This is a genomic window from Anoxybacillus sp. PDR2, assembly GCF_009834045.1.
Classification (GTDB): Bacteria; Bacillota; Bacilli; order Bacillales; family Anoxybacillaceae; genus Anoxybacteroides; species Anoxybacteroides rupiense.
In genome coordinates this window covers 3334610-3351272 of sequence record NZ_CP047158.1, presented here as the reverse complement: position 1 = coordinate 3351272, position 16663 = coordinate 3334610, and the positions used below count along the sequence as shown (strand labels likewise).

13 protein-coding genes, 1 other RNA gene and 1 pseudogene are annotated in these 16663 nt (G+C 44.7%); all 15 read left to right on the top strand.

Annotated elements, in window-relative coordinates:
* Positions 1-8 precede the first annotated feature (8 nt).
* The 15 genes and pseudogenes from tpiA (at position 9) to GRQ40_RS16095 (ending at position 16456) form a co-directional block, all read left to right on the top strand.
* Positions 9-770, top strand: a complete 762-nt coding sequence (tpiA, locus tag GRQ40_RS16165) for a triose-phosphate isomerase (RefSeq protein ID WP_159720370.1) — start codon at positions 9-11, stop codon at positions 768-770.
* A complete protein-coding gene (gpmI, locus tag GRQ40_RS16160) occupies positions 763-2298 on the top strand; it encodes a 2,3-bisphosphoglycerate-independent phosphoglycerate mutase (RefSeq protein WP_159720369.1) in 1536 nt (511 codons plus the stop codon). The genes tpiA and gpmI overlap by 8 nt, the downstream gene beginning before the upstream one ends.
* A gap of 20 nt (positions 2299-2318) precedes the next feature.
* On the top strand, positions 2319-3611 hold the full coding sequence (gene eno / locus GRQ40_RS16155; protein WP_044741431.1) for a phosphopyruvate hydratase: 1293 nt from the start codon (positions 2319-2321) through the stop codon (positions 3609-3611).
* Between the two features lie 155 nt (positions 3612-3766).
* Positions 3767-4000, top strand: coding sequence for a preprotein translocase subunit SecG (gene secG, locus GRQ40_RS16150; RefSeq protein WP_044741429.1), 234 nt, complete (start codon positions 3767-3769; stop codon positions 3998-4000).
* Positions 4001-4072: 72 nt separating this feature from the next.
* Complete coding sequence (locus tag GRQ40_RS16145; protein WP_044741428.1) at positions 4073-4813, top strand: alpha/beta hydrolase; 741 nt, start codon at positions 4073-4075, stop codon at positions 4811-4813.
* Between the two features lie 18 nt (positions 4814-4831).
* The gene (gene rnr / locus GRQ40_RS16140) at positions 4832-7123 is read left to right on the top strand and encodes a ribonuclease R (RefSeq protein ID WP_159720368.1); all 2292 of its coding nucleotides are present in this window, start codon (positions 4832-4834) and stop codon (positions 7121-7123) included.
* 88 nt (positions 7124-7211) lie between these two features.
* The gene (gene smpB / locus GRQ40_RS16135; RefSeq protein WP_044741426.1) at positions 7212-7679 is read left to right on the top strand and encodes an SsrA-binding protein SmpB; all 468 of its coding nucleotides are present in this window, start codon (positions 7212-7214) and stop codon (positions 7677-7679) included.
* A 107-nt stretch (positions 7680-7786) separates the two neighbouring features.
* Positions 7787-8140, top strand: a transfer-messenger RNA (tmRNA) gene (gene ssrA / locus GRQ40_RS16130).
* Between the two features lie 179 nt (positions 8141-8319).
* Positions 8320-13608 carry an RHS repeat-associated core domain-containing protein gene (locus GRQ40_RS16125; protein WP_236546350.1) on the top strand — a complete coding sequence of 1763 codons (5289 nt, stop codon included), beginning with the start codon at positions 8320-8322 and terminating at the stop codon, positions 13606-13608.
* Positions 13608-13841, top strand: coding sequence for a hypothetical protein (locus GRQ40_RS19080; protein WP_080862786.1), 234 nt, complete (start codon positions 13608-13610; stop codon positions 13839-13841). The genes GRQ40_RS16125 and GRQ40_RS19080 overlap by 1 nt, the downstream gene beginning before the upstream one ends.
* 38 nt (positions 13842-13879) lie before the next feature.
* The gene (locus GRQ40_RS16115; protein WP_080862784.1) at positions 13880-14416 is read left to right on the top strand and encodes an SMI1/KNR4 family protein; all 537 of its coding nucleotides are present in this window, start codon (positions 13880-13882) and stop codon (positions 14414-14416) included.
* Between the two features lie 45 nt (positions 14417-14461).
* A complete protein-coding gene (locus GRQ40_RS16110) occupies positions 14462-14827 on the top strand; it encodes a thiamine transporter (protein ID WP_159720367.1) in 366 nt (121 codons plus the stop codon).
* Positions 14828-15000: 173 nt separating this feature from the next.
* Positions 15001-15720, top strand: a pseudogene (locus tag GRQ40_RS18365) (RHS repeat-associated core domain-containing protein); the annotation flags it as partial.
* Complete coding sequence (locus GRQ40_RS16100; protein WP_044743717.1) at positions 15721-15960, top strand: hypothetical protein; 240 nt, start codon at positions 15721-15723, stop codon at positions 15958-15960.
* A gap of 250 nt (positions 15961-16210) precedes the next feature.
* Positions 16211-16456, top strand: coding sequence for a hypothetical protein (locus tag GRQ40_RS16095; RefSeq protein ID WP_044743719.1), 246 nt, complete (start codon positions 16211-16213; stop codon positions 16454-16456).
* Positions 16457-16663 lie beyond the last annotated feature (207 nt).

Genomic DNA, 16663 nt, shown 5'->3' with positions numbered 1-16663 from the left:
GTAAAGCCATGCGTAAGCCGATTATTGCAGGAAACTGGAAAATGCATAAAACTCTTGCAGAAGCTGTAAGCTTTGCGGAGGAAGTCAAAAAGCTCGTCCCTTCTTCTGAACGGGTCGACTCCGTTGTTTGCGTTCCGGCACTATTTTTAGAACGTCTTGTGGCAGCGGCTAAAGGCACGAATCTAAAAATTGGTGCACAAAATATGCACTTTGAAGCAAAAGGAGCGTTTACAGGAGAAATTAGCCCGGTGGCGCTGCAAGATCTCGGAGTCGAATATGTCATTATTGGGCATTCCGAGCGCCGTGAAATGTTTGCGGAAACCGATGAAACAGTGAATAAAAAAGTTCTTGCTGCATTTCAGTATGACCTCATTCCGATTGTGTGCTGCGGTGAAACATTAGAAGAACGAGAGAGCGGGAAAACGAATGATATCGTTGCTGCGCAAGTGGAAAAAGCGCTCGAAGGACTAACGGAGGAGCAAGCAAAGCGAGTGGTGATCGCTTATGAACCAATTTGGGCGATCGGCACCGGCAAATCTTCAACAGCAGAAGACGCCAACGAAGTATGCGGCCATATCCGCTCGACTATTGCGCAAAAATTTTCCCAAGAGGTGGCAGAAGCGGTTCGCATTCAATATGGCGGCAGTGTGAAGCCGGATAATATCAGCCAGTTTTTAAAGCAAGAGCACATTGATGGAGCGTTAGTTGGCGGCGCCAGCTTAGACCCGCAATCATTTCTGCAGCTAGTGGAGGCAGGACATCATGAGTAAACAACCTGTGGCATTAATTATTTTAGACGGATTCGCTCTTCGCGAAGAAACGTATGGCAACGCGGTCGCACAGGCGAAAAAGCCGAATTTTGACCGCTATTGGAACGAATATCCTCATGCTACGCTCACGGCGTGCGGAGAAGCGGTCGGTCTTCCTGAAGGGCAAATGGGAAACTCGGAAGTCGGCCATTTAAATATTGGCGCTGGCCGGATTGTGTATCAAAGCTTAACGCGCGTCAATATTGCGATTCGTGAAGGAGAATTTGACCGTAACGAAACATTTTTAGCCGCAATGAATCATGTAAAAGAAAAAGGCACGAATTTGCACCTTTTCGGTCTTCTGTCTGATGGCGGTGTGCACAGCCATATCAACCATTTATACGCATTATTAAAATTAGCGGCGAAAGAAGGCGTGAAAAATGTATATATCCACGGCTTCTTAGATGGCCGAGATGTTGGGCCACAAACGGCGAAAAAGTACATTCATGAATTAAATGAACAAATGGCCCAGATGGGAGTCGGTGAAATTGCGACATTGTCTGGCCGCTACTATTCGATGGACCGTGACAAGCGCTGGGAGCGCGTTGAAAAAGCATACCGCGTCATGGTTTATGGCGAGGGCCCGGCTTACCGCGATCCATTAGAATGTATTGACGATTCGTATGCCCATGGCATTTACGACGAGTTCGTGTTGCCGTCTGTGATGGTGCGTGAGGATGGAACACCTGTGGCGACAATCCAAGACAACGACGCCGTGATTTTCTATAATTTCCGTCCCGACCGGGCGATTCAAATTTCTAATACGTTCACAAATGATGATTTCCGCTCGTTCGATCGCGGACCAAAGCATCCGAAAAACGTATTTTTCGTTTGCTTAACTCATTTCAGTGAAACCGTAAAAGGATACGTAGCATTTAAACCAACCAATCTCGATAATACGATTGGAGAAGTGATAGCGCAGAACGGTTTAAAACAGCTGCGCATCGCTGAAACGGAAAAATATCCGCATGTGACCTTTTTTATGAGCGGCGGACGCGAGGAAAAATTCCCTGGAGAAGACCGGATTTTAATCAATTCGCCGAAAGTGGCGACATATGATTTAAAACCGGAAATGAGCGCCTATGAAGTGACTGAAGCGCTGTTAAAAGAAATTGCCGCAGATCAATATGATGCCATCATTTTAAACTATGCGAATCCGGATATGGTCGGCCATTCCGGAAAGCTCGAACCGACGATTCGGGCAGTCGAGGCTGTTGACGAGTGCTTAGGAAAAGTCGTTGATGCGATCATCGCCAAAGGCGGTGTGGCGATTATTACAGCCGATCATGGAAATGCGGATGAGGTCTTAAATCCAGATGGAAGTCCGCAAACGGCTCATACGACGAATCCAGTTCCCGTCATTGTCACAAAAAAAGGAATCGTGCTTCGTGACGGCGGAATTTTGGGAGATTTAGCGCCAACGATGCTAGATTTGCTTGGATTAGAACAACCAAAAGAAATGACAGGAAAAACTTTGATCGTAAAATAAGAAAAAAGGAGAGATTTGTCATGTCAGTGATTATTGATGTATATGCTCGCGAAGTATTAGACTCGCGCGGAAATCCAACAATTGAAGTAGAAGTATATACAGAATCCGGTGCTTTCGGCCGCGCATTAGTGCCAAGCGGCGCATCCACAGGAGAATATGAAGCGGTGGAGTTGCGCGACGGCGACAAAAACCGTTATCTTGGCAAAGGTGTATTAAAAGCAGTAGAAAATGTAAATGAAATCATTGCTCCGGCGATTATCGGCTTTGATGTAACCGATCAAGTAGGGATTGACCAAACGTTAATGGAACTTGACGGTACAGAAAATAAAGGAAAATTAGGGGCCAACGCGATCCTAGGTGTATCGATGGCAGTCGCGCGCGCCGCTGCTGATTATTTAGAAGTGCCTTTATATCAATATCTCGGCGGATTTAATGCGAAAACATTGCCTGTGCCGATGATGAACATTTTAAACGGCGGTGCGCATGCGGATAATAACGTCGATATTCAAGAGTTTATGATTATGCCTGTCGGCGCGCCAAACTTCCGTGAAGCGCTTCGCATGGGGGCAGAGATTTTCCATAGCCTAAAAGCCGTATTAAAAGCGAAAGGTTACAATACAGCCGTTGGTGATGAGGGCGGATTCGCGCCAAACTTAAAATCGAACGAAGAAGCGCTACAAACCATTATTGAAGCGATTGAAAAAGCGGGCTACCAACCGGGCCAAGAAGTGATGCTGGCGATGGATGTCGCTTCTTCAGAGCTGTACAATAAACAAGATGGAAAATATCATCTTGAAGGCGAAGGCGTGATCAAAACATCTGAAGAAATGGTGGCTTGGTATGAAGAGCTTGTATCGAAATATCCAATCATCTCCATTGAAGACGGCTTGGATGAAAACGATTGGGCGGGCCATAAACTATTAACTGAACGCCTTGGCAAAAAAGTACAGCTTGTCGGCGACGACTTATTCGTTACCAACACGAAAAAATTAGCTCAAGGTATTGAACAAGGCGTTGGCAACGCGATTTTGATCAAAGTGAACCAAATCGGTACGCTAACAGAAACATTTGATGCGATTGAAATGGCGAAACGCGCAGGCTACACAGCGGTGATCTCTCACCGTTCCGGTGAAACGGAAGACAGCACTATTGCGGATATCGCTGTGGCAACAAACGCTGGTCAAATCAAGACAGGCGCTCCTTCGCGCACAGACCGCGTGGCGAAATATAATCAATTGCTTCGCATCGAAGATCAGCTTGGCGAAACCGCTGTTTACCAAGGCATGAAATCATTCTATAACTTGAAAAAATAATTACTGATCAAGATAAAAGGCCTAACCGCTGCGGTGCGGTTAGGCCTTTTGGGCGTTGAATAGATTAGAATCGAAACGCGTGCGGTTGTATCATCAGCCGATTTATGATACATTAAAATTATTGCAGTGTGCGTTTTTGAGAAGGAGGAGTAGACATGCATACTCTGCTTGTCACGTTATTGGTGATTGTATCGATTGCGATGATTGTTGTTGTGCTGCTGCAATCGGGAAGAAGCGCTGGACTGTCCGGAGCGATTACGGGCGGGGCCGAGCAGCTATTCGGAAAGCAGAAGGCTCGCGGTCTTGACGCAGTATTGCACCGCATGACGGTCGTTTTAGCGGTTTTGTTTTTTGTTTTAGCAATTGCCGTAACGTATTTTCAACTGTAAACTTGAAAAAGGGGGCGGTCCATGGTAAAGGGCTGCCTTTTCTGTTTGGAATCGTGAAAGGAGATGCAGAAAATGAAGATTGTTTCACCAAAACCATTCACATTTGAAGCAGGAGAACGCGCTGTACTATTACTTCATGGATTTACGGGAAACTCATCAGATGTCCGGATGCTAGGACGTTTTCTTGAATCCAAAGGATATACATGCCATGCGCCCATTTATAAAGGGCACGGGGTTCCGCCAGAAGAGCTTGTGCATACCGGTCCGGATGATTGGTGGCAGGATGTGATGAATGCGTACGAATTTTTGCGGGAAAAAGGCTATCAAAAAATTGCAGTCGTCGGTTTGTCGCTTGGCGGGGTATTTTCCCTTAAATTAGGTTACACTGTACCTGTAGTGGGCATCGTTCCAATGTGCGCACCTATGTATATTAAGAGCGAAGAAACGATGTATCAAGGAGTGCTGGACTACGCGCGGGAATATAAAAAACGGGAAGGAAAAGCACCAGAGCAAATCGAAAAAGAAATGGAAGAGTTTCGCAAAACGCCGATGAAAACATTAAAGGCACTTCAGGCGTTAATCGCTGAGGTACGAAATCATATCGATTTAATTTATGCGCCGACATTTGTGGTCCAAGCGCGTCATGATGACATGATTAATACCGATAGTGCAAATATTATTTATAACGGCGTTGAATCTCCAATCAAACAAATCAAATGGTATGAGGAATCCGGTCATGTGATTACGCTTGATAAAGAGAAAGAACAGCTTCATGAAGACATTTATGCATTTTTAGAATCATTGGATTGGTAATCCTCGAAAGGAGGAAACATGATGGAACCATTAACGGAGCGGCTGCTTGCGTTTATGCGCGATGAAGCGTATAAACCGCTCACCGTTCAAGAATTGGAAGAAGCGTTTGGAATTGAGGATGCAGCGGAATTTAAGGAATTTGTCAAAGCGCTTGTCTCCTTAGAGGAAGACGGGCTGGTAGTCAGAACAAGAAGCAACCGCTACGGTGTGCCGGAAAAAATGAATTTAGTCCGCGGAAAGGTGACGGGGCATTCGAAAGGCTTTGCGTTTGTCGTGCCCGAAGATCCGCTGCTTGATGATATTTTTATTCCGCCTTCTGAATTGAAAAATGCCATGCATGGCGATACCGTGCTTGTCCGCATCAATCCTCATGCCTCAGGCGCGCGCAAGGAAGGAACGATCGTCCGCATTATTGAACGCGGCGTCACGGAAATTGTGGGAACTTATACGGAAAGCAAAAATTTTGGATTTGTCATTCCCGATGATAAAAAGATTGTCAATGACATTTTTATTCCGAAGCATGCGGCAAACGGGGCGGTTGAAGGGCATAAAGTCGTCGTCCGTCTCACCACTTATCCGGAAGGAAGAATTAGCGCTGAGGGTGAGATCATTCAAATTCTCGGCCATAAAAACGATCCGGGTGTCGATATTTTATCGATTATTTATAAGCATGGCTTGCCCATGCAATTTCCTGAAGAAGTCATCGCGCATGCCAACAGCATTTCAGACACGATTTCCGCTGAAGATTTGCAAGACCGCCGCGATTTGCGCGATCAGTTGATTGTAACGATTGATGGCGCGGATGCAAAGGACTTAGATGATGCCGTCACGGTGACAAAGCTAGAAAATGGCCATTACAAATTAGGCGTACATATCGCCGATGTCAGCCATTATGTAACGGAAGGCTCACCGATTGACCGAGAAGCAAATGAACGCGGCACAAGCGTTTATCTGGTGGATCGAGTCATTCCCATGATTCCGCACCGTCTATCAAACGGCATTTGTTCCCTTAATCCGAAAGTCGACCGTCTCACCTTGTCATGTGAAATGGAAATTAACGAGCGCGGCGACATCGTCAGCCACGAGATTTTCCAAAGTGTGATTCGCACGGCGGAACGCATGACGTATTCGGATGTGAATAAAATCTTGGTCGACAGAGACGAAGAGCTGCGCAAAAAATATGAGCCGCTTGTGCCGATGTTCGAGTTAATGGCCGAGCTTGCCGATATTTTACGTACAAAACGAATGAACCGCGGAGCCATTGATTTTGATTTCAAAGAAGCCAAAGTCTTAGTGGACGAAAACGGTAAGCCATATGATGTGATTTTACGCGAACGCTCGGTAGCGGAGCGGCTGATCGAGGAATTTATGCTTGCGGCTAACGAAACCGTTGCGGAACATTTTCATTGGATGAATGTTCCTTTCATCTATCGCGTCCATGAGGACCCAAAACCAGAAAAGCTGCAACGCTTCCTTGAGTTTATTACCAACTTTGGCTATGTTGTCAAAGGGACCGGCAATCAAATTCATCCGCGGGCATTGCAGGAAATTTTAGAAGCGGTGCGCGGCGAACCGGAAGAGATGGTCGTATCGACGGTGATGCTTCGCTCGATGAAGCAAGCCCGCTACGATGCGGAAAGCTTAGGCCACTACGGCTTGTCTACTGAATTTTATACACATTTCACATCGCCGATCCGCCGTTATCCCGATTTAATCGTCCATCGCCTGATTCGCACGTATTTAATTAATGGCAAGATAGATAATCAAACCCAGCAGAAATGGGCGGAACAACTGCCGGACATCGCCGAGCATGCTTCCAACATGGAGCGGCGTGCGGTTGAAGCCGAACGCGAAACAGATGACTTAAAGAAAACCGAGTTTATGGAAGACAAAATTGGCATGGAGTTCGATGGCATCATCAGCTCTGTCACGAACTTTGGCTTGTTCGTGGAACTGCCAAACACGATCGAAGGATTGGTGCACGTCAGCTATTTAACAGATGACTATTATCGCTATGACGAACACCACTATGCAATGATCGGCGAACGAACGGGGAAAATGTACCGCATTGGCGATGAAATTACGGTGCGCGTGATCAACGTCAATAAAGAAGAGCGCATCGTCGATTTTGAAATTGTCGGTATGAAAGGGCGCCGTCGCAAGGAACCAAAAGCAGCGCCGGTCGTGATTAAAGGAAAAAAACGAACAAAAGAAGGCGGACGTCCAGAGAAAAAAACAAAAAAGAAATTTTATGAAGATCTTCCAAGCGCTAAAGCAAAAAAGAAGAAAAAGAAGAAGAAAAAGCGCTAAGGCGAAGCCTCTTGGGCAAAGAGGCTTTTCCTTCTTTCGCTTTTTTGATACAATAACATTTGTCTGTATAAGGGGGAGGACGAGCGCAATGCCAAAAGGTGAAGGAAAGCTGATTGCTCAAAATAAAAAAGCCCATCATGACTATTTTATTGAAGAGACATATGAAGCGGGTCTTGTCTTGCAAGGAACAGAAATTAAGTCCATTCGCGCGGGGAAAGTCAATTTAAAAGATTCATTCGCGAAAGTAGAGAAAGGCGAAGTGTTCATTCATAACATGCATATTAGCCCTTACGAACAAGGGAACCGTTACAATCACGATCCGTTGCGCACAAGAAAGCTCCTTCTTCACCGTCGGGAAATCAATAAGCTGATTGGCTACACAAAAGAGCAAGGCTATACGCTTGTACCTTTAAAATTGTATATTAAAAACGGCTTTGCCAAGCTATTGCTCGGCGTTGGGAAAGGGAAGAAAAAGTATGACAAGCGTGAGGATCTGAAACGAAAAGAAGCGAAACGGGAAATCGAACGAGCTTTCCGTGAACGCCAAAAAATGTAAATGAAGAAGTTGACAATTGAAATCAGAAGCGTTTATGGTATAATAAATAATGTCGATGCCAGTTCATTTCATGGCTTAAGCTTTTTCCGATGTCCTTTATCGAACGAGGGGACGTTACGGATTCGACAGGGATAGATCGAGCTTAAGCTGCGAGCCGAGGGGATCGTCCTCGTAAAAACGTCACCTAAATATAACTGGCAAAGAAAATTACGCTTTAGCTGCTTAATAATTGCGGCTAACTCCTCCCGCCATCGCCCATGTGGTCGGGTCAGGGGTTCATCATGAGTGGGATACGCCCAAGTTCACCGTCTGAGGACGCGGGAAGAGACGAATCAGACTAGCTGCTTGGAGGCCTGTCGGTAGGCGGAAGATGCGGCGAAAGCAAAATATACCGACTACGCTCGTAGACGCTTAAGTGGCGATATCTTTGGACGTGGGTTCGACTCCCACCGTCTCCATTTCCAACATCCGAATGGTTCGGATAAAAAATCGTTAAACCCTTGATACGACTGCGTTTGCGGTCGTTTTTTATTTTTTGAGAATCCAAAAGAATCCCATAGTTTTTGAACAAATTTTGCACGAATTCTGTACGATTCAGTACGAGATTGAATAAGTCAGTTTTTTTGGTTTTATGTTATCCATGAAGTTTTATGTTATCCATCTATCATGGAATCCCGTTCCGGGCGCAACCGGGTACAAAGTATGGATTTATAACGGGAAAGAGTATGAGTCGTTTAGTGTCGGAAACGTGACCTCTTGGAGCACGAAAGGAAAGAAGATTTGGCCGACGGCTTCAGAAATCAGCGCGGGACGCTATGATTTGCATCAGGACGGCTTAGGAACCGAATTAGCTGTGGATCCGTCTCCTGTCTATCGCCATTCAGGAGGAAGCTATCCGAATAGTAAGAACTATTGGTTCCGTGTCAGCGCGATCTTCCCTCAAGGGGAAAGCGCGGTATCAGAGGCCTATATGCCCACCATTCCGAATTTAGCGAAGCCATCCGTTCCGACAGGAAAAAGCTATACCAATGGAGATGGAACCGGCTATATAGATGTTCAATGGAACCCGGTGAGTGGCGCGACGGGATATAAAATTTGGATTTTTAATGGAGCCTCCTATGAATCGCTCAACGTCGGAAATGTGACGTCGTGGACCACCAAAGGGAAAAAATATTGGCCGACTCCGGCAGAGGTGGACGCTGGTCGCTATCAGCTGCATTTAAATGATAGCCGCGGGGCCGAACTGCCTGTGGATCCTTCTTGGACCTACGCCAACGCAGGAACGCGATATGAGAATTCAACGAACTACTGGATTCGGGTCAGTGCCTATAATTCACAAGGGGAAACGGTCTTTTCGGAGGCGTATATGCCGAGAATTCCGGACTTATCCGTACCGCCCGCCCCTTCTGGATTTGCTTACGCCAATCAGGTAGGCAGCCAATCTGGTTATGTGATGCTGGACTGGGACAAAATAGAGGGAGCCACAGGGTACAAGGTTTGGATGTTTAACGGGCTTTACTATGAAGCCTTTGATGTCGGAGATGTAGACCATTGGACGACACAAAATAAAGGAATTTGGCCGACGCCACAGGAAATTGAACAAGGCGATTCGAATACGTTAACATTGCATCATGATGGACAAGGAGTCGAACTGCCGAAAGATCCTTCGCCTATGTATGCGAAAATGGGAACCAAATACGCAACGAGCACGGGTTATTGGTTCCGGCTTAGTGCCTACAACGCCGAGGGGGAAACGATTTTCTCTGGGAACGCATTCACGGTGAAAATTCCGGAGGCGAATGAGTATTTAGGGAAGGAAGAGTACTGGTCCATTATCGATGTTCCTTACGGAAGCGTCAATGCCGCCACTGGAAATCTCATCATCGACGAAGATGATCTTTCGATTTCTGGAAGAGGCCCGGAGCTTGGAATCACAAGAACCTACAATAGTTTATCCGCATCGACCGGGTTATTCGGAAAAGGATGGCATAGCGATGCGGAAATGACGATTGTGGCTCAAGGAAATGAAGCCCGATTTATAGACGAAGATGGGACGCTCCATCGATTTACGAAATTATCCGATGGCACCTATAAAGCGCCAACAGGGGTTTACTTGGAATTAAGTGAAACGACAAATGAATATATACTGACGACTAAAGATCAAACGAAGCTATATTTTCAAAAAACAGATGGAAAGGTAACCAAAATCGTGGACGGTCATGGAAATACCACCGTCTATGGTTATGCCAATGGAAAGGTAGTGTCTATCACGGATGCGTCCGGAAGAAAACTGGATATTCAGTACAACTCGAACGGAAAAATTGAAAAAATCACCGACCCGATGAACCGGACCATCACATATGAGTATGAGAATGATCAGTTAACCAAAGTGACCCAAACGGGCGGAGAAATCACCAGATACCAATATAATGAACAGGGACGGTTGGAAAAAGTATTCGAACCGACGCATACGGAGGATAAGCCGGTTGTCAATCAGTTCGTATATGACGGAGGCCGGCTCCATCAAGTGATCGACCCGGAGAATCACACGTATACATTAAGCTACGATTCGACGAAACGGCAGCTGGTCATGGAGAAACCGAATGGCCGCAAAATCCGCTACACCTTTAATGAGGCCGCCAACCCGATTGAAATCGTGGAGGATGTCGGCGGTTTAAACATTACGACCCGTTATGTTTACGAAGGAAATAACTTAAAGGAAACACGCGATCCCAATGACCAAGGGGCGGCGAACCCTACTGAATCGTATACGTATGACGCCAACGGAAATGTGTTAACGGCGAAAGATAGTTATGGGACGGAAACCTACCAGTATAACCAAAATCATGATGTCGTCTCCATGAAAGATACGGAAGGCGATACCACCACGATTGCCTATGATGGCTTAAATCCGGTATCCGAAACCGATCAATCGGGAAAAACGTCTTCTGTAGCGAAGTACGATGCCTATGGCAACATCATTGAGGAAAGTGATACATTAGGTAGTGCGACGAATTTACTCTCTAATCCTAGCTTTGAACAGGGAACGACCGCTTGGAATTTGCTTCGTTCGAATGACTCTGGACAGTTACAGGAAGATACGAATGTCTATAATGGATTGACGGGACGGAAAACGCTAAAAATCACGGTGAACTCCACGTCGCCTGCCACCGAACTGGGCTATGTGGCGGCCACCCAAGAAATTGCGGTCAAACCGAACGTCACATATACATTAAGTGGAAAAATGAAAACGAACTTAACGAAAGCCTATGCGTTTTTTAATATCGAACTTTTAGATAGCCAAAATCGCCGGATTTCTTGGATAGACAATCGCTATAGCCAATTGACGGGCACAAGACCTTGGACGGATCGACAACTGACCTTTAAGACGCCTGCGAATGCGGTGAAAGTGCGCATCTATTTAGAGATCGAGCATAAATCACCAACCGCATCAGGGGAAGCATGGTTTGATACTGTTCAATTCGAGGAAGCGCAGGTTTCTTCGAGCTACAACCCAGTATTAAATAGCAGTTTTGAAGGAAACGTTGCGAATTGGAGCGGAACGGGCGGAAGCGTAGATAATACGGAATCGTTCGACGGGGCTTACTCCCTCAAAGTATCGAGAACGAGCACCACGCAGTCCGCGAGTGAATATAAGCAGACCGTGATCGTAGGGCAAACTTCGAGTGATACGCCGCTTCGTCTGACACTCACCGGTCTTTCCAAAGCGCAGGATGTCAAAGCCAACGGAACCGTGAGCCCAAGCGATTATTCGATTACCGCGAAAGCGTATTTTGTCGACGGAACGACCCAAACGTATACGGCAGATTTTCCGATCGGCACGCAAGAGTGGAACCGTGCCGCCGTTTCGATTCAGCCTTCCAAGCCAATGGATAAAATCGACCTATCCGCTGTCTTCCGCGGCAATTACACCGGAACGGTCTGGTTTGACGCCATTCGCTTGATCGAAGGCAACGTTGTCACGAAAAACAAGTATGACGCCAAAGGCAACTATGTGGAGGAAGAAACGGATGAAGCCGGGTATGTCACGAAAAAGAGCTATGATGCCGTAGGAAATCTGTTAAGTGAATATGATGAGAAGGGACATCAAAAACAGTACAAGTATGACCCATCCAATCGTTTAAAACAACTCCTATTGGCGAACGGAACGTCCGTCCACTATGATTATGACTTGAACGGCAATATGACTTCGAAAGTCATTCAAACGAGCAGCGGTCCGTCACAAGGATTTACCTATTCGTATGATAAGACGGGAAAACTTTTGAAAACGGTTGGTCCATTAAATGACGTAACAACCAATGAGTATGATGCCAACGGCAATAAAATCAAAACCGTCTTGCCGAAAGGCAACACGATTCAATGGACGTATGACGGAACGGAACGAGTCAAGACCATTTCCTACAACAACGTCCCGTATTACGAATTTAGTTATGATAAAAATGGGAATGAACTTTCGGTTCAATACTTAAAAGACGGCACGACGAAGACCAGAAAGTTTGATGAGAAGAACCGTGTGACGGAGCAATCCGACCGCGGCGGAGTTCAAAAATGGACGTATCCGACCACCTCGGATAAATTGCAACAGTTCCTGTTCTCGCATGGATCGTTTAGCCAAACCGTCACCTACCAATACAACGCGTTGGATCAAAATACGGTTGTTCAAGATGGAACGTATACGTACCGTTTGGATTATGACGAAAGAGGCCATGTCCGCACGTTTACCACCGGAAATGAAGCGGGTGCCACCTTTACGTATGACGACCGCGGCTTGGTGAACAGTCTGGTGGTGGGAACGGCGAACGGAACCGAGTTATTGGCGGAAACGTACCGTTACGACGAAAACGGCAACCGAACCCGAATCGAAACGTCGAACGGGGACGTCACGGTGTACAGCTATGATGAGCTCGATCAGTTGAAGACCGAACAATGGCCGGATGGAACGACGATCGCGTATACGTACGATGGATTCGGGAACCGGACGAAAATCGTGAAAACGAAAGAGGGATCATCGACGACGACGGCCGATTATAATGCGGCGAATCAATTGGTTCGTTTCGGCGATGAAACGATCACGTACGATGCGAACGGCAACCGGACCGAAGACAGTGAGTACCAATATGAATGGAACGAAGCCGATCAGCTTGTCGCTATCACTCGAAAAGGCGAAAGCGCGCCGTTTGTCACATACAAATATGACGACGACGGCCGCCGCATTCAAAAGAACGTCAATGGCGTGGTGACGAACTACCACTACCAAGGCGACAGCCTCAACGTCTTATATGAAACCGACGCGAGCGGAACTGTGGTACAATCGTATGTATACGGAGAAAACGGTCAGCTGTTGGCGATGAAAAAAGGCGGGGCGACGTACTTCTACCACTATAACGCCCATGGCGATGTCATCGCGTTAACGGATGCGCAAGGAAACGTGGTCGCTCGTTACGAGTACGACACATGGGGCCAAATTCGTTCTCAAACGGGTGCCCTAGCAACCGAAAACCCGTATCGCTATGCGGGATACCAATATGACGAAGAGACGGGACTCTACTACTTGATCGCCCGTTATTACCACCCAACCCATGGCGTGTTCTTGTCCATGGACCCTGATCCAGGAGATTCGGATGATATCTTGACGCAGAACGGCTATACGTATGCGAACAACAACCCGGTGATGCTGGTGGATCCGGATGGACATTTTGTGTGGATGGCGATTAATGCGGGATTTGCGGCGTATGATGGGTATAAGGCGTATAAATCGGGAAAAGGATGGAAAGGTGTCGCGGTCGCGGCGGCGTTTGGTTTTGTTGGTGGAGGAAGATTAAAGACAGCGAAAAAAATAATTTCCATTGCTTACACTAGGCGCAAAGCTGTTCAGGAAGCATGGGCTCTTGAAATGAAAGGCAATTAATTATTAAAACTGGAAAAGGAACAAGAAGATGGAGTAATAAAAGGAAAGCTGAGATCATTAAGACAGGTAGGGCAAAAGGATTTTACGGTCATCATATTAATAGTGTATCTTCTAGACCTGATTTAGCAGGTAACCCTGATAATATAAGATTTGTTACATTTAGAGAGCATTTTGCGCTCCATAGCTTTAATTGGCGTAATAAAACAAAGGGTAAATTAATAAAAAGAAGATAGCTACTAAAACATAGATAATTTTATTCGGAGGAATTGCCATGTTGGATAGACCTACTTTATTATCGAAGTTATCTGTCTGGAAAACAAAGGGATACAAAAAATTGAGAAATGGTACAGAATTAATAGCTATTTTAGATCCTGTGAATATGCCAGATTATTGGTTTCACGCTATCTACGCTCCTTTAACCCAAGGTGAAATTGACGAATTCCAAAAAGAGTTAGAACTGCATTTTCCAAAGCCGTACCAAAAATTATTACTACAGTTTAATGGTATTCGTCTTTTCGGTTTAGAACTATTCATATTTGGAAAAGAGCAATTCACAAAAAACATGTCCTATGACGAACAAACAAATCAACCTAAAGACTTAGAGGACGAAAGAAGCTGTTTAATAGGAGACATTCCAAATGATTTGTTTTACTTTGCTCGAAGAAGGGAAGACACATTTTTCTTTTTGAACTCTCAAGAAAAAGTATTAGGAGTAGATAATGAAGGATATCTAGTCGGGGAATGGCATAATATCGATGAATGGTTTAAAGCACAAATATTAGAATTAAATAATAAGCATACCGTATAGAAAACCAACAGCATTGACATTTAAGAGAAGAGGGGAATAGAGGAAGTGTTTGATAATAGTCGAAGAGAAGTATTATCATTCATTGCGTCAATGAAGAAAAGAGAGTTTAAATTTGAGAGTGTGGAAGTTTATATTTTTTCACCAGATGAAATAGACAATGCGCAAATAGGTTATTCTATTGATTTAAAGGGCAACTCCCTAACAGGAGAGAATAAAGGGGATTGGAAGGGAGCTTGGTTGGTGATTGGACACGATTTGGAAGGAGGAGATCCTATTTTTGTAGATTTATCTTCCCCTAACTATCCAGTTTTCACAGCTAAACATGGTTTGGGTTACTGGGAAGCCGTGTTACTTTCTGAATCATTATCCCTGTTTTTTACAGGTAGTGGATTAACTAATGATATTACTTAAATTCTTTGATAACTTTCAGGATTCCTCTATCGATTATGAACGGAAAGCTGCATTCATTTTGTAGCGTCGATATCTTAAAACTTTCTATTCAGAAGGACAGCAATTAGTCCTTCTGTTTTTTAACTCTATGTTTCTGGTATATTTTTGTTTATACTGAAATCACGTTCTCAATCGCTGCGCAAGGAAACGTGGTCGCTCGTTACGAGTACGACACATGGGGCCAGCTTCTTTCAAAATCTGGTGAGATGGCAGCCGAAAACCCATATCGTTATGCCGGATACCAATATGACGAAAAGACGGGACTCTACTACTTAATCGCCCGTTACTACCACCCAACCCATGGCGTGTTCTTGTCCATGGACCCTGATCCGGGAGATTCGGATGATATTCTGACGCAGAACGGCTATACGTATGCGAACAACAACCCGGTGATGCTGGTCGATCCGGATGGGCATTTCTTCTGGTTTGTAGTTAACGCTGGATTTGCGGCGTATGATGGGTATAAGGCCTTTAAAAAAGGCGGTTGGAAAGCGGCGGCGATTGCCGTTGGCGTAGGGCTTGTTGGTGGTGCTGCGTTTAAAGGTGCCAAAATTGCATATAGGGTGTATAAAGCTAGGCGGGCTCTAAATTTTGCTAAAGTTACTAGAAAGGCTGTAGCTGGAAAAATAACAGGATATACTAAACATGGTTTAGCACAGGCTATGCAAAGAGATGGTGGTAGAGGAGTGGCTCCTAAAGCTATTCTAGATGCAACTAGAACCCCAAAGAAAGTAGTTCAACAGTCAGGAGGAAGAACGAAATATGTGGGTAAGAATGCGGTTGTAGTTCTAAATAAAAACGGAAAAATAATTACTACTTACGCAAAGGGGTCAAAAGGTATAAGGAGGAAGTAAATGTTAAAGCTAAGCGCAGATATGTTACTTTTATTAAGAGAATGCTTGGAATCCCGTAGACCCGACCTTCTGTGGGTTTTAAATAATGAAATTAATATAAATGAAACCTTAGGTAACGAATTGAGAGATATTGTAAATGAAGAGTTTTTGGAAAAAGGATTAAATAATGATGATGAACCAAATGAGCTGGGGATAAAATTAGAGAGATTAATAGACGAAATTGGAAGGTGTTTTATGTAAGTATGTCTGCTTAAAAGGTGAGATTTCCCAGATTTACGATTTATAATCGTGAATTAATCCTTGGAAGACAAATTCTCTTGAAGTTTTTCGATTAGAGTAATAGGTATGTGTCGAAAGAGAATGTGGCATGGGACTTTGAATCATAATAGTAGAATTATACAGGTTAGACCTGATACTAAATTTACTGGTGGTGCCAAGGTTCACTATCGTTTTGATAGGAATGGGAACTATATTGGAAAGTGGTGAAAAAATGAGACAACCAACAAAAGAGGAAGTGGTTGATAAACTAAAAATGATTTTACAAGGAAAGCTAACAAGAGAAGAAGCAGCAGATTGGGCTTCAGAATATGTCATGCAGGATGAGCCAAATATATCAGATGAAACTGTTTGGGAACTTTTACAAATTGTTTCCGGAGTTGATTTAAAAGATGGTCCGGATGAATACCTACATGTAGAACAAGACGTTATGGATTGGATAACCAAGTATAGCGATTAAAAATATTAAAAAAACCTTGATTGGTTATGTGCCTTTCAAGGTTTTTCAATTTCAAGCCTAACAGATCTATCAAAGAGATGAAGGTGTTTATAATCGAGGAACTGATGAGGGGAACTACATTTTATTAGAAATTTAAGAAAGAATGGTTGGAGTTTTGAGAGAAAGGGAAGTATATTTAGGTTAACTAAAAATGGAGCTGCATACATT